The following is a 19,497-nucleotide window of genomic DNA, read 5'->3' on the forward strand; positions in this document are numbered from 1 at the left end:
CTAACCACCACGATATGTTCTTGCTATGTTCTTATCAAAGGCGTAAATGCGGGGCATGCCTCGCCCCGACGTACGCCCTGGCCGCGGCGCGCCCGAGAACCGGACGCCGACCCGCTTCGGCCTGGCGGTGCGCGAGGCGGACGGCGATTGGCTGGATGCGCGCGAAGAACAGGACGGCGAGCCGCCGCCGCTTCGGACAACGGTCACGATCGAGAAGCCGAAGACGATCATTGCCCGCAACAGTTCGCCCGACATCGGCTTCGACCGCTCGATCAACGCCTATCGCGGTTGCGAGCATGGCTGCATCTACTGCTTCGCTAGGCCGACCCACGCCTACCATGATCTATCGCCCGGCCTCGACTTCGAATCCAAGCTGTTCGCCAAACCGAACGCGCCGGAGCTTCTGCGGAAAGAGCTGGGGAAACCCGGCTATGTCCCGCGTCCGATCGCGATGGGAACCAACACCGATCCCTATCAGCCGATCGAAAACCACTATCGCATCACGCGCGCCTGCATCGAGGTGCTGCTCGAGACCAAGCACCCGCTGACCATCACCACCAAGTCGGACCGGGTGCTGCGCGATCTCGACCTTCTCGTGCCGATGGCGGAGCAGCGGCTGGTGAGCGTGGCGCTGTCGGTGACGTCGCTGACGCCGCAAATCTCGCGCACACTGGAGCCGAGGGCGCCTTCGGCCCGCAAACGGATGGCGGCGGTGAAGCGGCTGAGCGAGGCCGGCGTGACGGCGTGGGTCGCGATCGCCCCGGTCATTCCCGCCGTGACCGACCATGAGCTGGAGCATATCGTCGAAGCCGCTGCCGAGGCCGGTGCCAAGGGCGTCTTCTACCTCCCCGTCAGGCTGCCCTTCGAAGTGGCGCCCCTGTTCCGCGCCTGGCTGGACGAACATTATCCCGACCGTGCCGAGAAGGTGATGAGCATCATCCAGTCGATGCGCGGCGGCCGCGACAACGACCCCAACTGGTTCACCCGGATGCAGGGCTTCGGCCCCTGGGCGGAGCTGCTCCGGACGCGCTTCCAGATCGCGGTCAGGAAGCATGGCCTCAATCAGGAAAAGATGAAGCTCCGCACCGACCTGTTCGAACCGCCCCAGGGACCGCAATTGCGGTTACTGTGAGTGAATGAGGCCTCGTTCGTCCCGAGCGAAGCCGAGGGGCGCCGGCACGGACTCTTCCACACACGCCCCTCGGCTTCGCTCGGGACGAACGGACCCTCGCGCGGCTAAGCGGCCGCCAGCTTGTAGTTCCTGTACTGCTCCCGGATCGCCGTCTTCAGCAGCTTGCCCGTGGCCGTGTGCGGCAGGCTCTCCACGAACAGGATCTCGTCGGGCAGCCACCATTTGGCGACATGGGCCGAAAGATGAGCGAGGATTGCGTCGGGCGTCACATCCGATCCTTCCTTGCGGACCACCAGCAGCAGGGGCCGTTCGTCCCATTTGGGATGGTGCACGCCCACCGCGGCCGCTTCGGCGACGCCGGGGCAGCCCACGGCCGCATTCTCCAGCTCGATCGAGCTGATCCACTCGCCCCCGGACTTGATCACGTCCTTCGAGCGATCGGTGATCTGCATCACGCCGTCCGGATGAAGGATCGCGACGTCGCCCGTGTCGAACCAATTGTCGGCCTCGGTGACCGCTTCCTCGGCCTTGAAGTAGCGCCCGACGATCCAGGGTCCCCGCGCCTGGAGCCGTCCCGGCGTCTGGCCGTCGCGCGGAAGCGCTCGGTCTTCATCGTCGACGATGCGGAGCTCGACTCCGAACGGTGCCCGGCCCTGCCGGCAGAGAAGGTCGAGCTGCTCGCCTTCGCTCATGTCGTCCCAGCCGGCAGGGCGGCCGCCGACGGTGCCGATCGGCGACATTTCGGTCATGCCCCAGGCATGGCCGACGTCGATGCCCCGCTTCATGAACCACTGGATCATCGAACGCGGCGCCGCCGAGCCTCCGATGGTGACGAGCCGAAGGCGGCCGAGATCGGCGCCCGTCGCCTCGACATGGTTGATGAGGGCCAGCCAGACGGTGGGAACGCCGGCGGTGTGCGTCACGCCTTCCTCGCGCATCAGGTCGCACATGACCTCAGGCGTGTAGTCGGCCGAGAAGACAACCTTTGCCCCGACGATCGGCGCCGCGAAGGGGAGGCCCCAGGCGGCGGCGTGGAACATCGGCACGATCGGCAGCGCCACGGCGCGGTTGGAGAGATCGAAGACGTCCGGCATCACCTCGACCAGCGCGTGCAGCACGGTCGAGCGATGCTCGTAGAGGACGCCCTTGGGATGGCCGGTGGTGCCGCTGGTGTAGCAGAGCATCGCCGGCTCGCGCTCATCGCCCTCGACCCAGGCGTAATCGTCGCTCTCGGCGGCGATCAGTTCCTCGAACTCGCCATTGTCGAAGCAGATGAAGTGCTCGATCGTCGTCCACTGGGGCTTCAGCCGCTCGACGATCGAAGCGAAGGCGGCGTCGTGGAAGAGGATGCGATCCTCCGCATGGTTGGCGATGTAGACGAGCTGATCGTCGAACAGACGCGGGTTGATGGTGTGGAGGACGCCCCCCATGCCGATCGCACCGTACCAGGCGACCAGATGTCGGCCATGGTTCATCGCCAGGGTCGCAACACGATCGCCCCGCCTGATGCCCAGCCGCTCCAGCGCGTTGGCGAGCTTTCGCGCGTCGCGGGCGATGCCGGCCCAGTCGGTGCGCACCACATCTCCGGCCGCGTAACGGGAAACGATCTCGCGCGACCCATGCTCGCGCTCGGCATGATCGAGAAGCCGCATGATCCGGAGCGGCCAGTCCTGCATTGCACCCAGCATCAACCCTCTCCCGTTCTTTCGACGGAAGCTGGAATTTCTTTTCCTTGCTGTCGAGAGGAAAAGCTGGGCCCCGGATCAACTCGGGTGACGATTATTGATTGGCGACCAGCGCGAGCCGGGGCGGTTCGGCGGCGGAGAGGCGGACGGCGGTGACGCCGTCGAGGCGTTCGATGCGCGCGGCCGTTTCCGCGTCGAGCTGGAAATCGCGGCCGAGCACGAGATCGGCCTCGCCCGTCTCGAACATGGCTTTCAGGCGAAGCACGCCATTGCCGCCCCGCTCTCCCGCCAGCGCCTGGGCGAGCCTCGGCAGCGCCCCCGGTCCTTCGATCTCCACCTCCATCTGGAGCCGGGTACGCTTGGAGAGCGTCTCGAACGACTGAATGCTCCTGATGGTGACGCGCGGCGCTTCCTCGCCCGGCCGGCGATCGAGCTCCACGCCGAGCAGGACGCAAGTTCCCGCCTTGGCCGCATCCTCCACCTGTGTCGCGACCATGTCGTCGAAGACGGTGGCGACGAACTGGCCGGATGCGTCGGATAGCGTCGCCATCAAATAGCGGCGGCCCCGCGCCGACGTGCGCCAGCGCGCCTCCTCGACGAGGCCTGCCATGACCGCGCTGGATCGGCCGCCGTCGGCAGGCGCCGGCATCGCCCCCAGATCGGCGAAGCTTTTGGCGCCGTTCGCGACAGCGAGATGCCGATAACGGTCGACCGGATGGGCGGAGAAATAGAAGCCGAAGCTTTCCTTCTCCTGCGCCATGCGCTCGGCCAGCGACCAGGCGGCGACGGTCGGCATCCGGATGGGAACGACGTTCGACTCGCCCCCGAAAAGACCGCCCTGCCCGCTCGTCCGAGCGTCGGCGGCGCTGGCGGCATGGGCGAGGATGGTTTCCGCGGCGGCGTGGACGCTGGCGCGATTGGGCGCGATCACGTCGAATGCGCCGCCGCCGGCCAGGCTCTCGATCTGGCGGCGGTTGAGGAGGCGCGGGTCGACTCGATTGGCGAAATCATCGAGCGACTTGAACGGCCCCTTGATCCGGCGTTCGTCGACCAGCTGCTCCATCGCCTTTTCACCGACGCCTTTGAGCGCGCCAAGGGCGTAGCGCACCGCATGCCTGTCCTGAGCATCGTCGAAGGGGGCCTCCCCACTGGGCTCTACCGTGTATTCGGCCTCGCTGGCATTGATGCAAGGCGGGCGGCATTCGATTTCCAGCCGCCGCATGTCGTCGACGAAGATGGCGAGCTTGTCCGTCTGATGCATGTCGAAGCACATCGACGCCGCATAGAATTCGACCGGATAATGCGCCTTCACCCAGGCGGTCTGATAGGCGACCAGTGCATAGGCGGCGGCGTGGCTCTTGTTGAAGCCGTAGCCGGCGAACTTGTCGATCAAGTCGAACAGCTCGTTGGCCTTGGCGGGGGCGATGTCGTTGGCGGCGCAGCCGGTGACGAAGCGCTCGCGCTGGGCGTCCATCTCGGCCTGGATCTTCTTGCCCATCGCGCGGCGCAGCAGGTCAGCCTCGCCGAGGCTGTAGCCGGCGAGTACCTGCGCCGCCTGCATCACCTGCTCCTGATAGACGAAGATGCCGTAGGTCTCCTTCAGCACCTCCTCCAGCATCGGGTGCGGATATTCGATCGGCTCGCGGCCGTTCTTGCGCGCGCCGAACATCGGGATGTTGTCCATCGGGCCCGGCCGGTAGAGTGAGACGAGCGCGATGATGTCCTCGAAGCTGGTCGGCTTCACCGCCGCCAGCGTCCGCCGCATCCCCTCCGATTCCAGCTGGAACACGCCGACCGTGTCGCCGCGCTGGAGGAGCTTGTAGACTTGCGCGTCGTCCCAGGAGAGGCTGTCCAGATCGACCTCGATGCGGCGCTTAGCCAGCATCTGCACGGCCTTTTGCAGTACCGACAGCGTCTTGAGGCCCAGGAAGTCGAACTTCACCAGCCCCGCGCCTTCGACATATTTCATGTCGAACTGGGTGACCGGCATGTCGGAGCGCGGATCGCGGTAGAGCGGCACCAGCTTGTCGAGCCGCCGGTCGCCGATCACCACGCCCGCCGCATGGGTGGAGCTGTGGCGCGGAAGGCCTTCGAGCTTCATCGCGAGGTCGAACAGACGCCGCACCTGCGCATCGTTCTTATACTCGGCGGCCAGCTCGGAAACGCCGTTCAGCGCCCGCTCCAGGGTCCAGGGGTCGGTCGGATGGTTCGGCACCAGCTTGGCCAGCCGGTCCACCTGCCCATAGGGCATCTGGAGCACGCGGCCGGTGTCCTTGAGGACGGCGCGGGCCTTCAGCTTTCCGAAGGTGATGATCTGGGCGACCTGGTCGCGGCCATATTTCTGCTGGACGTAGCGGATGACCTCGCCGCGCCGCGTTTCGCAGAAGTCGATGTCGAAGTCCGGCATCGACACGCGTTCCGGATTGAGGAAGCGCTCGAACAGCAGATTGAGCTTGATGGGATCGAGATCGGTAATGGTGAGCGCCCAGGCGACCACCGATCCCGCGCCCGAACCACGCCCCGGCCCGACGGGGATGTCGTTTTCCTTCGCCCATTTGATGAAATCGGCGACGATCAGGAAATAGCCCGGGAAGCCCATGCGGACGATCACGTCCACCTCGAAGTCGAGACGGTCGAAATAGACCTCCCGCGCTTCGTCACCGAGACCGCTATAGCCCGCGAGCCGCTTCTCCAGGCCGGCCCGCGCATCGCGGCGAAGCTGCTCGGCTTCGGCATCGATGTCGCCGGCAAGGCTGGGCAGGATCGGCTTGCGCTTGGGCGCGCCAAAGGCGCAGCGGCGGGCGACGACGGAGGTGTTGTCGATCGCCTCCGGAAGGTCCTCGAACAGCTTGCGCATATCCGTCGCCGGTTTCATCCAGGCCTCGGGCGAGGATTTGACCCGGTCGTCGCGGTCGATCTGGCTCGATTGCGCTATGCACAGCATCGCGTCATGCGCCCGATGGAAAGCGGCATCGGCGAAGCAGGCGGGATTGGTCGCGACCAGCGGCAGGTGACGCTCATAGGCAAGGTCGATGAGCGCCGGCTCCGCCCGCTGCTCGATGTCGAGGCCGCGCCGGCAGAGCTCGACATAAAGGCGGCCGGGGAACAGCCGCTCCAAGCTATCGAGATACGCTGCCGCCGCGTCCTTCTGCTCTTCGGCCAGAAGCCGCGCGAGGCCGCCCTCGCCCCCCGCCGTCAGCGCGATCAGCCCGTCGGTTCGCCCTTCAAGCGCGGCCATGGCGACATGCGCTTCGTCCTCCACCGGCCGATCGAGATGCGCCGCCGAGACGAGGGCGCAGAGATTCTCGTAACCCGCCTCGTCCTGCGCATAGAGCGCGAGCCAGTCGATGATGGGCGGCTTGCCTTCCGGCGTTCCGGGCCGGGCCAGGCCCAGCATGGTGCCCACGATCGGCTGCACACCCTCGCCCTTGCAGGCATCGGTGAACGCCATGGCGGCATAGAGGCCGTTGCGGTCGGTGAGCGCCGCGGCGGGAAAATCCAGCTTCTTCGCCTGCTTGGCGATCGCCTTGGGCTCGATCGCGCCGTCCAGCATCGTGTAGCAGGAGAAGATACGAAGCGGGACGTAAGGCGCTGCCATCGGTCCACTATGGGCGGTCACAGCGGCTTATGGAACAGCAAGCGGCCAGTTTTCCACAGGAATTCGGTAACGTTGGCGGATAGTCATTACGAGCGCAGCGTAGCAATCCAGGCGTGGGGAGTTAATTCGCGTCCCGCATGATGTCGCGGATCTCGTCCATGCGGTCCTCATAGCCTTCCTCGATGCAGTCGTTGCTGCGGCAGCGATCGCGATAAGCGACAAATCTGTCCCGCGACCGCAGCAATATCTGCCGCGTGCGCGGATCGGCATTCGCCATGGCCTCGTCGAACAGCTCGTTCATGCGGCGATCCCGGCGAGCGAGCCGATCGCTGCCGCAGACCATGATCTCGCTGCGCGTCCTCGCCTGACGACAGTCGAAGCTGGGATTCGACCATCCGCCCTGGGGCGCGGCCGGCGGAACAACCGGCGGCGGGTATGCAGGATATTCGTCTCCCTCGATGGGGGCGCCCACCGTCTCGTTCTCGGCCGCCTCGATCACATCCTCGGGAAGCGCCAGCGGCTCGCCCTCCAGCTCGAACGCCGCCAGCCGGGAGACGATCGCGTCCGCGCCGCTGATCCGGTAGACCGGGCCGCTCCCGTCCGCGGCGGGCTGCACCTCATAGTGCACGTCCGCGACCAAGCGCCGTTCGCCGTTGAACGCGCGCTCTGCGCCTGGCGGTAGCTCCAGGATGAAACGGCCGGCACAACGCGTCACACCCAGCGCCTCGTCGCGCCCGGCCACCACCGGATTTTCCATGCGCGGGAAGGCCGTAGCGGCGAGAACGTCGAAGTTCACCCGCTCGCCGGTGCGGATCCGCGCCGCGGCGTCGAACACCAGCTTCTTCAGGCCCTGCAAAGTGTCCCGCGACCCACATAGGTCCTGGGTCGTCTCGCGCTTCTCCTCGACCGCCTTCTCCTCGGAGGGCGTCGCCGGCCGCTCCCGATCGGCGACGATCAGGCCGAAGGCCGCGGCGACGACCAGCAGCAGCGCGATCAGCGCCATCACCAGCTTGCGTTTATCGATCGGGGGTCGGCGCTCGGCCAAGACGCGCTCCTACTCCAGCACTCCGTCGTGCAAACGCACGACGCGGTCCATCTTGGCCGCGATGCGCTCATTATGGGTGGCGACGAGCGCGGCCGATCCTTCGTGGCGGACCAGCTTCAAGAACTCCTGGAACACGACATCGGCCGTGGCTTCGTCGAGATTGCCGGTCGGCTCGTCGGCGAGCACGAGCGACGGCCGATTGGCGAGCGCCCGCGCGACGGCGACGCGCTGCTGCTCGCCGCCCGAAAGCTTGCTCGGCCGATGGGTGAGGCGCGCGCCGAGGCCCAGTGCGGTGAGGAGCGATTCGGCCCGGTCGCGGGCGGCGCTCGTCTCCGAGCCGTGGATCAGCTGCGGCAGGATGACATTCTCGACCGCGTTGAAGTCCGGCAGCAGGTGATGGAACTGGTAGACGAAGCCGAGCGCGTCGCGGCGAAGCCGGGTGCGGCCGTCATTGTCGAGATGGGCCGCTTCCTCGCCCTTGATGCGGATCGATCCCTCGAAACCGCCCTCGAGCAGGCCGACCGCCTGGAGCAGGGTGGACTTGCCCGATCCGGAGGGCCCGAGCAGCGCCACGATCTCGCCATTGCCGACCGTGAGATCGACGCCGCGCAGGACGTGGATGGTAACTCCGCCCTGCTCGAAATTGCGCTTGAGACCGCGCGTCTGGAGGACGTCACTCATAGCGCAGCACCTGCACGGGATCGGTGCTCGCCGCCTTGTAGGCCGGGTAGAGCGTGGCGAGGAAGCTGAAGGCGAGCGCCATGATGGTGACCGCCACGACCTCGAACGGATCGGTCTTGGAGGGCAATTCCGTCAGGAACCGGATCGATGGGTCCCAAAGCTCCTGCCCCGTCACGATCTGCACGAAATTCACCACCGGCTGGCGGAAATAGAGCGCGATCGCGCCGAGGATCAGCCCGGCGATGATGCCCAGCGCGCCGATCGTCGTGCCGACCGTGACGAAAATCTTGACGAGGCTGGCGCGCGAGGCGCCCATCGTCCTCAGGATCGCGATGTCGCGCGTCTTGGCGCGGACCAGCATGATCAGCGACGAGAGGATGTTGAACACGGCGACGAGGATGATGAGCGACAGGATGACGAACATCGCCACCCGCTCGACCGACAGCGCTTCGAAGAGGGCCGAGTTCATCGATTTCCAGTCGGCCACCACCGCCTGCCCGGCCACCGCGGCGGCCAGCGGCGCGAGGATTTCGCCGACCCGATCGGGATCGACCGTCTCCACTTCCACCATGCCGACGTCGTCGCCGAGCATCAGCAGGGTCTGCGCATCCTCGATCGGCATGACGACGAACGCCTTGTCGTAATCATAGACGCCGACCTCGAAGACGGCGGCGACATTATAGGCGACGATGCGCGGCACCGTGCCGAACGGCGTGGTGCGCCCCTGCGGACTGATGAGGCTGATCTGACTGCCGACCGTGGCGCCGAGCGATTCGGCGAGGCGTACGCCGATGGCGACGTTCTGGGCGCCGGGGCGGAGCGCTTCCAGCGAGCCCGCAATCTCGTTGCCGCGCAGGACAGCGTTTTCGAGGATGTCCTGCCGCCGCATGCCGCGGACCAATATGCCCTCGACCCGGCCGTTATGGCTCACCATCAGCGGCTGCTCGATCAGCGGCACCGCGGCGGTGACGCCGGGCGTCTCCTTCGCCGCCGCGACGATCTCCTGCCAGTTCGGCAGGCGACCGCCATAGCCCTGCACCACCGCATGGCCGTTGAGGCCGACGACCTTGCTGAACAGCTCGGCCCGGAAACCGTTCATGACGCTCATCACGATGATGAGCGCGGCGACGCCCAGCATCACCGCGAACAGGCTGATCCCGGCAACGAGGAAGATGAACCCCTCGCCCTTGCCGGGTAGGAGGTAGCGCTTGGCGATCATGCGCTCGTAGCCGGAGAGGATCACCGTGTGGTCGCCCCAGACCCGTTCGTCCCGAGCGCAGTCGAGGGGCGCCGGCACGGATTCAGAGAAACGCCCCTCGACTTCGCTCGGGACGAACGGTTTTCGGCGTATTGCTCCCTCATCCCACAAGCCTCGCCAGCGCGCTTTCCACCGACAGTTCCTCGCGCTCGCCCGTGGCGCGGTTCTTGAGCTCGACGACGCCCTTCTCCAGCCCCTTGGGACCGACGATCAGCTGCCAGGGCAAGCCGATCACGTCCATGGTCGCGAACTTGGCGCCGCCGCGCTCGTCGCGGTCGTCATAGAGAGTCTCGATACCGGCTTCGCGAAGCCGTTCGTAGAGCCGGTCGGCCGCCTCGGCGCACCCCGCATCGTCGGCGCGCATGTTGATGAGGCCCACTTGGAACGGCGCCACGCTCTCCGGCCAGATGATGCCATTCTCGTCGTGGCTTGCCTCGATGATCGCGCCCATCAGGCGAGAGACGCCGATACCGTAGCTGCCCATATGCGGGTGGACCTGGCCGCCCTCCTTCGTCTGCACAGAGAGGCCCATCGAGGCGCTGTATTTGGTGCCGAAGGCGAAGATGTGGCCGACTTCGATGCCGCGCCGGGTGCGGAGGCGCTCGGCCGGAACCGGGCAAGTCTCGACCTTGGCATGCTCCTCCTCCTCCATCGCATAGAGGTCGGTGAGCCGCGTGATGGTCGAGGCATCGGCGGAAAGCAGCTCCTCGCGGGTCACCTCGTCGATGGCGGCGTCGTAGAAGAGCGCGCTCTCCCCCGTATCGGCGAGAATGTGGAATTCGTGGCTGAGATTGCCGCCGATCGGCCCGGTGGGCGCCCGGACCGGAACCGCCTGCAGGCCCATCCGCGCGAAGGTGCGCAGATAGGCGACGAACATCGCCTCATAACTCTGCTTCAGCCCCTCCTCGTCGAGGTCGAAGCTGTAGGCGTCCTTCATCAGGAACTCGCGGCCGCGCATCACGCCGAAGCGGGGGCGCACCTCGTCGCGGAACTTCCACTGGATGTGGTAGAGCGTGCGCGGCAGGTCCCGATAGCTCCTGGCGCCGTCCTTGAAGAGGAGCGTGATCATCTCCTCGTTGGTCGGGCCGTACAGCATCTCGCGCTGGTGCCGGTCGAGGATGCGCAGCATCTCCGGGCCATAGGCATCGTAGCGGCCTGACTGGCGCCACAGGTCGGCCGACTGGATGGTCGGCATCAAAAGCTCGATCGCGCCGGCGCGATCCTGCTCCTCGCGGACGATCTGCTCGATTCGCGTCAGCACCTTGAGGCCGAGCGGGAGCCAAGCGTAGATGCCGGCGGCGGTCTGGCGGACGAGGCCGGCGCGGAGCATCAGCTTGTGGCTGACGATCTGGGCGTCGGCGGGCGTTTCCTTGGTGACGGGAAGGAAATAGCGGGAAAGGCGCATGGGGCTCCAGGCTGGTCCGGATGGGAAACGAACTCAAGTCCGCCAGCCTCTAGGGGGGCCTCGCGCTCGAAGCAACTGCCGGCACCGTCCCGCGCCTGTGACCTTCACGACACAGGCCCGGAGCAAAACCGCCGCCTTACCGTATTTACCGATGACAAGCGCGCCGCCCTTCCCTTAGCGTCCGGATACGGACTGCGGCTCCAGGCCATGGTTCGGGGAGGCTTCGGCCCCGCATTCCCAGGCGAGGTGGGGATCGCGTGCGGGCTGAGGCACCTTTAAAAGGGGGTTGGCGGGAGACCGTCACGCGGGTGCCCGGATCGTTACGGTCCGGGCACTTGCCATTTAGGGCATTGGCCGCGGACCCGCGCGGAACTCGGCACAACTGATCAACATGCGCCCCGCAGCCTAATCGACTTGCCGCGCGCGACGGAACGCGCTCCTGCGGCGGGGCGTTTTACGGGTGCCCATCTTCGGGCGATCGGATGAGGATGTTCCCCATGGAAAGGAAGAACCAAGGCAGCCAGCGTGGCCAGGGACAGCAAGGCGGTGGAAGCCATGGCGGCCAGCGTCAGCAACAGCAGCAAGGCGGCGGCCAGCGCCAGCAGGGCGGCGGTGCCGGAAGCCAGCGTGACCGCGAGCGGCACGGTGGCGGCGGCGAGCGCCAGCGCGAACGCGAATAGCATCTAGACAGCTCGCACCGCCACCCGCGGGCGCAGCACAGCTCGGCCGCTCCTTCCGGGAGCGGCCGTCTTATTGTCGATGCCAGACGCCTGCCCCCCGGCGTCCGCCGGGAGACCGGCCTGAAGTCAGTCGGCACTCGGGGCCAGCTGGCCGCGAATGGCGCCTTTGGGAAATTCGGCCGTCTGAACGCCGACGTAGAAGCTGGCCGGATCGGCCTGGATCTCGTCCGCCAGCGCGTCGCCGATCGAATCGCAGTCGTCGCTGTCGATATTGTCGTCCGGCGTGTCGAGCTTGACGACCGGCGAGCCCTCCTCGCCCTCGGCGCCTCGATAGATATACACGCTGGTCACATCACCGACGCTGCGAACTTCAAGGTCGGCGCAGAGACGATCCATATCGTCATAGACGTTGATGCGGGCACGGCCCCAACCGTCCGTGTCGCCCGCCACCAGTTCGTTGTCGCCGGAAAGAACCGCCCGGAATTCGGCGGCGACCGCCGCTCCGGCCGTTCCGGCTCCGGCCAGGATAAACAGCCCCCCGAAGGCCGTCAGAAGCATGCGGCATTCTCTGTCCTTCAGCATGTTTCGTTCCTTTCTTGGTGGGGAAGGCCGCCGCGAAAGAGCGCCGTTCGCGCGTGGCAAGGCGGCCAAAGAGGCCAAAGCCCCGAGCGCCCGATGGTTCCGGCGCCAAGCCGGGCGGCCCCGATCCGTCGATGAATGACGGACGGGCGGGCGCCTTACTTGGACTGCCTTACTTGGACTGATTGCTCATCGACCGTGGGGCCGCCCCTAGACCAGGCGGGACTGTTTCACCGCCGCCTCGATGAAGCTGGCGAAGAGCGGGTGCGGGTCGAACGGCTTGCTCTTCAGCTCCGGGTGGAACTGGACGCCGACGAACCAGGGATGGTCGGGCCGCTCGACGATCTCGGGCAGCGTCCCGTCCGGGCTCATGCCGCTGAAGATAAGCCCGCCCTCTTCCAGCGCGGGCATATAATGGGCGTTGACCTCGTAGCGGTGGCGGTGGCGCTCGCTGATCTCGTCGGAGCCATAGATGGTGGCGACGTGGCTGTTGGGGCTCAGCCGGGCGCCATAGGCGCCGAGGCGCATGGTGCCGCCCAGATCGCCGCCGGCGGCGCGCTTCTCCAGCCCTTCGCGGCTCATCCACTCGGTGATCAGGCCGACGACCGGTTCCGACGCCTCGCCGAACTCGCTGGAGGTCGCCCCCTTGATCCCGGCCGTGTTCCGCGCGCCTTCGATGCAGGCCATCTGCATGCCGAGGCAGATGCCGAAGAAGGGCACCTTGCGTTCGCGCGCGAACTGGACGGAGGCGATCTTGCCCTCGCTGCCGCGCTCCCCGAATCCGCCCGGGACGAGGATGGCGTGCATCGGCTCCAGGCTGGCGGCGACCTCCGCCTCGGGATGCTCGAACATCTCGGCGTCGAGCCATTTGATGTTGACCTTCACCCGATTGGCGAGGCCGCCATGGACGAGCGCTTCGGTGAGGCTCTTATAGGCGTCGGGGAGCCCCACATATTTGCCGACGACGCCGACCGTCACCTCCCCTTCCGGATTGTCGAGGCGATCGATGATGTCGTCCCAGCGGCTAAGGTCGGGCGCCGGCGCGTCGGTGATACCGAAGGCGCGAAGCACCTCGGCGTCGAGGCCTTCGCCATGATATTGGAGCGGCACCGCATAGATGCTCTTCGCATCCAGCGCCGGGATGACCGCTTCTTTCCTGACGTTGCAGAATTGCGCGATCTTCGCCCGCTCACCCTCGGGCAGCGGGCGGTCGACGCGGCAGAGGAGGACATCCGGCTGGATGCCGAGCGAGGTGAGGTCGCGGACGCTGTGCTGGGTCGGCTTGGTCTTCAGCTCGCCGGCGGCGGCGATGTACGGGATCAGCGTCGTGTGGATGCTGACCGTGCGCTTATGGCCCGCGTCATCAGTGCCGAGGTCGTTCCTCAACTGGCGGATGGCCTCCATGAACGGGAGGCTCTCGATATCGCCGACCGTGCCGCCGATCTCGCAGATGAGGAAATCGAGATCCTCCGTATCGGCGAGGGCGAAGTCCTTGATCTCGTTGGTGACGTGCGGGATCACCTGGACGGTGGCGCCGAGATAGTCGCCGCGCCGCTCGCGGGCGATGATGTTGGAATAGATGCGGCCGGTGGTGATGTTGTCGCTCTGGCGCGCCGCGACGCCGGTGAAGCGCTCATAATGGCCCAGGTCGAGATCGGTCTCCGCGCCGTCGTCGGTGACGTAGACCTCGCCATGCTGATAGGGCGACATCGTCCCCGGATCGACGTTGAGATAGGGGTCGAACTTCCTGATGCGGACCTTGTAGCCGCGCGCTTGGAGAAGGGCCGCCAAGGAGGCTGCCATGAGACCTTTGCCGAGCGAGGAAACCACGCCGCCGGTGATAAAAATGAACCGCGCCATGGGAGTTGAGGCTTAAGCGGTGCCGCGCGCAAAGGGCAAGGGCGAGAATCGCCCGGCCGCGAAATAATTGGGGAAAAGCCGGGCTCTTCCCCGTTGTCGCAGCCCTTTATTCCGCCAGCGGCACGTCGCCTTGGGTGTTGCTCTGCGGCGCCTGGGCGTTGCCGGCCTGGGCGGCGACGCCGGCCAGGGGATCGCCGGTGGCGAGCGGCACGTCGGCTGGAGCCGTGGCGGGCGCCGCGGGGGCGGCCTCACGGGCAAGCGAGGTGTCGATGTCGCTGGCGCCCGAGCGGCCGACGGCGGCGAGACCGGCGAGCACGATGGAGAGCAGCACGAACAAAGTGGCGAGGATCGCGGTGGCGCGGGTCAGGAAGTCCGCGGCGCCGCGCGCCGTCATCAGGCCCGAGGTGGAGCCGCCGACGCCGAGGCCGCCGCCTTCCGAACGCTGCATCAGGATCACGGTGACGAGCGCCGCGGCGACGAGCGTCTGGACGATGAGGAGGAAGGTGAACATTGTGGCTTCGGCTTTCGGGAAAGGGTTTGAGGCCAACTAATTCAGCGACGCATCAAATTCAACCGGCAGCCCATCTTAGCAACCATCAATGCGCCGCAGCGGCCTCGATGATCGGGACGAACTGGTCGGCGGTGAGACTGGCGCCGCCGACGAGCGCGCCGTCGACATGAGGCACGGCGAAGATGGCCGCCGCGTTGTCGGCCTTGACCGAGCCGCCATAGAGAATGCGGATGCGCTCGCCAAACTCGCCGAGGCGTTCGACGAGGGCTGCGCGAATGGCGGCGTGCATTTCCGCAATGTCCTCGGGCGTCGCGACGTTGCCGGTGCCGATCGCCCAGATCGGCTCATAGGCGACGACCAATTCACCGTCATGGGCCTGGTCCGGCAGAGAGCCCTCGAGTTGCGCCGTCACCACCGCGACATGGTCGCGGGCGGCGCGGTCCATCTCGGACTCGCCGACGCAGACGATGGTCTGGAGGCCATGGCGAAGGGCCGTCTCGGCCTTGGCCCGGACCTCGGCGTCGGTCTCATGCTGCTCCGCCCGCCGTTCCGAATGGCCGACGATGACCAGACGGGCATGGACCTCCTGCAGCATCGGTGCGGAAACATTGCCGGTATGGGCACCGCTCTCGGCCGAATGGACATCCTGCCCGCCGATCGGGAGGCCGCCCGATCGGGCGACGGCGGCCGCGATCAGGGTGAAGGGCGGGCAAATGGCGACGTCGACCCCGGCCGCCTCCTTGGCGGCGGCGGCGATGGCGGCGATCTCGCCCAGCTGGTTGAGATTGCCGTTCATCTTCCAATTGCCGACGACGAGCTTGCGGTGCACTTCGATTCCCTTTCGTGAGAGGAGGCACAGCGCCTAGCAAGGGCCCAGGCGTCCGCCAAGCTTGCCGCGATCATTTGCCGATCCTATGACGTGCGGCTCATCGCATTCAGCCCGGATACTCCATGCTCAAAATCTTTCGCAGCGGCACATCGTCCAAAATCCTGTTCGGTTTCCTGGGCCTCGCCCTGTTCGCGATGGTGATCACGGGCTTCGGCACGGGCGGCATGGGCCTGGGCGATCTGGGCGGCGGCCTCGGCGGCGACACCGTCGCCGAGGTAGGTAGCGCACGGATCGGTTCGACCGAGGTCGCCGATCAGGCCAACCGCCAGTTCGCGCGCATCCGGCAACAGCAGCCGGATCTCGACATGGGCGAATTCATCCGCAGCGGCGGGCTCTCCGAGATCATCGACCAGATGGTCTCCCAGGCGGCGCTTACCGTGTTCGGGCGCGATCAGGGCCTGGTCGCCTCGAAGCGCATGATCGACGGCGAGATCGCCAGCATCCCCGCCTTCCAGAACCTCGCCGGCCAGTTCGACGTCAACAGCTTCCGCGCCGCGCTCGCCCGCGAGAATATCAGCGAAGGCCAGCTGCGCCAGGATATCGCCGGCACCCTCATTGCGCGCCAGCTGCTGCTGCCCGCCGCGGGCTCGCCCAAGGTGCCCGACGCCATGGCCCGGCAATATGCCTCGCTGCTGCTGGAGCAGCGGACCGGGAGCATCGGTGTCGTGCCGACCGAGGCGATGGGCGCGGGCACGGAGCCCACCGCCGCCGAGATCGCCGCCTTCTACAAGGAGAATGAGGCGCGCTACACCATTCCCGAGCGGCGGGTGCTGCGCTTCGCCACCTTCGGACCCGAGCAGGTGACCGCAGCCGCGCAACCGACCGACGCCGAGATCGCCGCCTTCTACAAGGCCAATGCCGCTCGTTACGCCGCGCGCGAGACTCGTTCCCTCAGCCAGGTCGTGCTGCCCGACGAGGCCGCCGCGCGCGCCTTCGCGCAGCGCATCGCCGGGGGGATGAGCTTCGCCCAGGCGGCGACGCAGGCCGGCTTCAGCCCCGACGACGTCTCGCTCGGCGAGCAGGGCCGCGATCAGCTCGCCCAGCTTACCTCCGAAGCGGTCGCCAACGCGGCATTCTCGGCCGCCGAGGGCGCGATGACGGCGCCGACCCGCTCGCCGCTGGGCTGGCACGTCATCCGCGTGGACGCCATCACCCGCACGGAGGCCACGCCGCTGGCCGCGGCCCGGGACGAGATCGTGCAGCAGCTCGCCGCCCAGAAGCGCGAGGGAGCGCTGGCCGACCTCGTCACCCGCATCGAAGACCGCCTGGCCAAGGGCGCGACCCTGCCGGAGGTCGCCGAGGCGGAGGGACTTACCCTGCGCGAAACCCCGCCGATCACCGCCTCGGGCATCCAGTTCGACAACCCCGACTATCGCGCACCCGAGCTGCAGCCGGTGCTGGAGACCGCCTTTGACATGGGCGTCGACGAGGACCCCTTGGTCGAAACCCTGGAGGAGGGACAACGCTTCGCCATCCTCGACGTCACTGAGGCCATTCCCGCAGCGCCCCCGCCGCTCGCCGAGGTCCAGGACCGGGTGAAGGCCGATCTCGTCCAGCGCCGCGCGCTCGAGAGGGCGCGCGCCGTCGCCGCCTCGATCGTCGCCAAGATCAACGGCGGGACGTCGCCCGCCCAGGCCTTCGCCGAAGCGCAGCCGCGCCTGAGCGCCCCGGAATCGGTGACCGCGCGCCGGATCGACATCGCTCGTCCGAACGAGCCGGTGCCGCCCCCGCTGGCGATGCTGTTCAGCATCACCGAAGGCAAGGCCCGCCTGCTCGCCGCGCCTAACGGCCAGGGCTGGTTCGTCGTCCACCTTCAGGAGTCGGTGCCCGGCGACGCGAGCAGTTCGCCGGGTCTGATCCAGGCCACCCGCGGACAGTTCGAAGGCATATTGGGCCAGGAATATGCCGAGCAGTTCGGTCGCTCTATCGAAGCCGGCCTGAACATCGAGCGCAACGAAGGTGCGGTCGAGCGGCTGAGGCAGCAGCTGGCCGGACCGGGCGCGGAGTAAACGGGATCTTCCGGCGTGAAGCACGATGATCCTCGTCATCGACAATTATGACAGCTTCACCTGGAACCTCGTCCATTATCTGCGCGAGCTTGGTACGGCGGTCGAGGTGGCGCGGAACGACGAAATCTCCGCCGCCGCGGCGCTCGCCAGCGACGCAAACGCATTTCTGATCTCGCCCGGGCCGGGGGCGCCCGAAGAGGCCGGAATCTCCCTCGAATTGGTGCGGCTGTGCGCCGAGGCTCGCCGTCCGCTGCTTGGGGTCTGTCTCGGCCATCAGGCGATTGCCCACCATTTCGGCGGCAAGGTCGTCCGGGCGAAGCCGATGCACGGCAAGACATGCGCCGTGCGGCACGACGGGACGGGCGTCTTCGCCGGCCTCCCCTCCCCTTTTAGGGCGACGCGCTATCATTCGCTGGCCGTGGCCGCGGACGCGCTACCCGACTCTCTTGCCGTCAACGCGACCGCCGAGGACGCGACCGTGCAGGGCCTTCGCCACCGCACGCTGCCGATCCACGGCGTCCAGTTCCACCCCGAGAGCATCGCCAGCGAATGCGGCCACGAACTGCTCGGAAATTTCCTACGCCTGGCGGCCGGCCCGGCGCTGGGGGTAGATGCTTGACACAGTCACACCTGTTCCTTACACGTTCCGTATACGTTCCATGGGGGACCGCCGATGCTGACTCGCAAGCAACATGAGCTTCTCTGCTTCATCCACGATCGCCTGGTCGAAACGGGGGTGTCGCCCTCCTTCGAGGAGATGAAGGAGGCGCTGGAGCTCAAGTCCAAGTCCGGCGTCCACCGCCTCATCTCGGCCCTGGAAGAGCGCGGCTTCATCCGTCGGCTGCCCAATCGGGCGCGGGCGCTGGAAGTGCTGCGCATGCCGGAGAAGGGCGGCGCCAACGTCGTGCCGCTGAGGGCGCCTGCCCCGCCCGCCGCGGCCAACGACGTCATGGAAATCCCGCTCCACGGCCGCATCGCCGCGGGCACGCCGATCGAGGCTTTGCAGGGCACCGAGAGCCTGTCCGTGCCGGCCGCGCTGCTCGGGCCGGGCGAACATTATGCGCTGGAAGTGTCCGGCGATTCGATGGTCGAGGAAGGCATTCTCGACGGCGACTTCGCCCTGATCCGCAAGACCGATACGGCGCGTGACGGCGAGATCGTCGTCGCCCTGGTCAACAATGAGGAAGCGACCCTCAAGACCTTCCGCCGCGAAGGCCAGATGATCCGTCTCGACCCGGCCAATCGCAACTACGACCCGCAGCGCTACCGGCCCGAGCAAGTGGTGGTGCAGGGCCGGCTGTCGGGGCTGCTCAGACGCTATTAGAGCCATCGGCCAGCTCAGGCTGAGCTAAAGCGGCGTCATTGCCGAGGCTTCAACTCCGCCTGATAAGGGGGGGACGGCTTATCGCCGGCTCCGCGACGATCAACGATCCTCGTCAGCTGAACGATTTCGGCAGGCCCGGATGCGAAGGCCCGATGGGATTCATCTGCGCCAGCAGGTCGATGCCGCTGAGCGGATCCTCGAATTCCAGCCGGGCGCGCGTGCCGTCGGTCCAGGCGACGGTCGCCAGGGTTTCCAGGCGGCCGCGCTTCAGGATGATGTCGGTGCCGACGGAGGGCAGCCGCTCGCCCGTCACCACCGCGGCGGCCGACGAAAGTTCGCGCAGCATGACCGGCATCTCTCCGGTCGTCGTCACCAGCTTGGCGCCCAGCAAGAGCCGAAAGCATGTGCCGCCCCCGATCTCGCTGTCATCGCCGACAAGGCTCAGCATCGCCTGATTGTTCATTCCCCACTCCCCCGAAAATTGGTCGAGGCGGGATCTACGGTGGTATCCCTACCATCCCGTTAACCTTGCCTAAAGCGTTGGGTAAAACAGGTAATTTCGCCGGCATGTTCCGGGAGCGGAACGAAGCGGACATCTCCTCGCCAAATGCGCTCGACCAGCGATTCGCAACTCTCCACGCTTATCCTGCGCGGCTCAGGCTTCCAGTCCGTCGCTAAGCGCCCATGCCGATCAAGACCGCGAGCAGCGCGATCACGACCATGCCGATCATGATCTTGTTCGACGAGAACATCGAACCGCTTTCGAACTCTGCCTCGACCCTGTCCTTATTCTCGTCCATCGCCATCTCCCCTCGGGCGGAAGGCCCGATGCCTCGAGCGC

Annotated in this window: 17 protein-coding genes; 5 read left to right on the top strand and 12 right to left on the bottom strand. The window is 66.8% G+C overall.

Annotation, left to right across the window (positions count from 1 at the left end):
• Positions 1 to 55: 55 nt before the first annotated feature.
• Positions 56 to 1,132 (top strand): PA0069 family radical SAM protein, encoded by a 1,077-nt coding sequence (locus DF286_RS14595; RefSeq protein WP_243444901.1) that lies wholly within the window; start codon positions 56 to 58, stop codon positions 1,130 to 1,132.
• A gap of 104 nt (positions 1,133 to 1,236) precedes the next feature.
• Here the strand turns inward: DF286_RS14595 and DF286_RS14600 are convergent, their stop codons facing one another.
• The 6 genes from DF286_RS14600 to proS all read right to left on the bottom strand — a co-directional run bounded on the left by DF286_RS14600 (position 1,237) and on the right by proS (position 10,804).
• Positions 1,237 to 2,820: a long-chain fatty acid--CoA ligase gene (locus DF286_RS14600; protein WP_109272409.1), complete on the bottom strand. Its 1,584-nt coding sequence runs from the start codon at positions 2,818 to 2,820 to the stop codon at positions 1,237 to 1,239.
• A 91-nt stretch (positions 2,821 to 2,911) separates the two neighbouring features.
• Entirely contained in the window at positions 2,912 to 6,415 is a 3,504-nt protein-coding gene (dnaE, locus tag DF286_RS14605) for a DNA polymerase III subunit alpha (protein WP_109272410.1), read from the bottom strand.
• Positions 6,416 to 6,536: 121 nt separating this feature from the next.
• Positions 6,537 to 7,460 (bottom strand): lysozyme inhibitor LprI family protein, encoded by a 924-nt coding sequence (locus DF286_RS14610; RefSeq protein ID WP_109272411.1) that lies wholly within the window; start codon positions 7,458 to 7,460, stop codon positions 6,537 to 6,539.
• Between the two features lie 9 nt (positions 7,461 to 7,469).
• Positions 7,470 to 8,141, bottom strand: a complete 672-nt coding sequence (locus tag DF286_RS14615) for an ABC transporter ATP-binding protein (protein WP_109272412.1) — start codon at positions 8,139 to 8,141, stop codon at positions 7,470 to 7,472.
• Entirely contained in the window at positions 8,134 to 9,384 is a 1,251-nt protein-coding gene (locus tag DF286_RS14620; protein ID WP_109272489.1) for a lipoprotein-releasing ABC transporter permease subunit, read from the bottom strand. Before DF286_RS14620 ends, DF286_RS14615 begins: the two co-directional genes overlap by 8 nt.
• A 115-nt stretch (positions 9,385 to 9,499) precedes the next feature.
• Entirely contained in the window at positions 9,500 to 10,804 is a 1,305-nt protein-coding gene (proS, locus tag DF286_RS14625) for a proline--tRNA ligase (RefSeq protein WP_109272413.1), read from the bottom strand.
• Positions 10,805 to 11,329: 525 nt separating this feature from the next.
• Between proS and DF286_RS15220 the strand changes: the two genes are divergently transcribed.
• Positions 11,330 to 11,491, top strand: a complete 162-nt coding sequence (locus tag DF286_RS15220) for a hypothetical protein (RefSeq protein ID WP_158274708.1) — start codon at positions 11,330 to 11,332, stop codon at positions 11,489 to 11,491.
• 119 nt (positions 11,492 to 11,610) lie between these two features.
• Here DF286_RS15220 and DF286_RS14635 read toward each other — a convergent pair whose 3' ends face one another.
• The 4 genes from DF286_RS14635 to tpiA form a co-directional block, all read right to left on the bottom strand.
• Positions 11,611 to 12,066, bottom strand: a complete 456-nt coding sequence (locus DF286_RS14635; protein ID WP_109272414.1) for a CHRD domain-containing protein — start codon at positions 12,064 to 12,066, stop codon at positions 11,611 to 11,613.
• Between the two features lie 207 nt (positions 12,067 to 12,273).
• Complete coding sequence (locus tag DF286_RS14640) at positions 12,274 to 13,923, bottom strand: CTP synthase (protein WP_109272415.1); 1,650 nt, start codon at positions 13,921 to 13,923, stop codon at positions 12,274 to 12,276.
• 106 nt (positions 13,924 to 14,029) lie between these two features.
• Entirely contained in the window at positions 14,030 to 14,434 is a 405-nt protein-coding gene (gene secG / locus DF286_RS14645; protein WP_109272416.1) for a preprotein translocase subunit SecG, read from the bottom strand.
• A gap of 85 nt (positions 14,435 to 14,519) precedes the next feature.
• Positions 14,520 to 15,269 carry a triose-phosphate isomerase gene (gene tpiA / locus DF286_RS14650; protein WP_109272417.1) on the bottom strand — a complete coding sequence of 250 codons (750 nt, stop codon included), beginning with the start codon at positions 15,267 to 15,269 and terminating at the stop codon, positions 14,520 to 14,522.
• 116 nt (positions 15,270 to 15,385) lie between these two features.
• Between tpiA and DF286_RS14655 the strand changes: the two genes are divergently transcribed.
• Genes DF286_RS14655 through lexA form a run of 3 tightly spaced genes read left to right on the top strand, consistent with a single transcriptional unit; the run spans position 15,386 to position 18,656 of the window.
• On the top strand, positions 15,386 to 17,332 hold the full coding sequence (locus tag DF286_RS14655; RefSeq protein ID WP_109272418.1) for a peptidyl-prolyl cis-trans isomerase: 1,947 nt from the start codon (positions 15,386 to 15,388) through the stop codon (positions 17,330 to 17,332).
• Positions 17,333 to 17,357: 25 nt separating this feature from the next.
• Positions 17,358 to 17,951: an anthranilate synthase component II gene (locus DF286_RS14660; protein WP_109272419.1), complete on the top strand. Its 594-nt coding sequence runs from the start codon at positions 17,358 to 17,360 to the stop codon at positions 17,949 to 17,951.
• 54 nt (positions 17,952 to 18,005) lie between these two features.
• Positions 18,006 to 18,656 (top strand): transcriptional repressor LexA, encoded by a 651-nt coding sequence (gene lexA, locus DF286_RS14665; RefSeq protein ID WP_109272420.1) that lies wholly within the window; start codon positions 18,006 to 18,008, stop codon positions 18,654 to 18,656.
• A 112-nt stretch (positions 18,657 to 18,768) separates the two neighbouring features.
• Here the strand turns inward: lexA and DF286_RS14670 are convergent, their stop codons facing one another.
• Positions 18,769 to 19,119 (bottom strand): hypothetical protein, encoded by a 351-nt coding sequence (locus DF286_RS14670; RefSeq protein WP_109272421.1) that lies wholly within the window; start codon positions 19,117 to 19,119, stop codon positions 18,769 to 18,771.
• A 211-nt stretch (positions 19,120 to 19,330) separates the two neighbouring features.
• Positions 19,331 to 19,456 carry a hypothetical protein gene (locus DF286_RS15520; RefSeq protein WP_279379367.1) on the bottom strand — a complete coding sequence of 42 codons (126 nt, stop codon included), beginning with the start codon at positions 19,454 to 19,456 and terminating at the stop codon, positions 19,331 to 19,333.
• Between the last annotated feature and the right edge of the window lie 41 nt (positions 19,457 to 19,497).

This window comes from Sphingosinicella humi (genome assembly GCF_003129465.1).
GTDB classification, from domain to species: Bacteria; Pseudomonadota; Alphaproteobacteria; order Sphingomonadales; family Sphingomonadaceae; genus Allosphingosinicella; species Allosphingosinicella humi.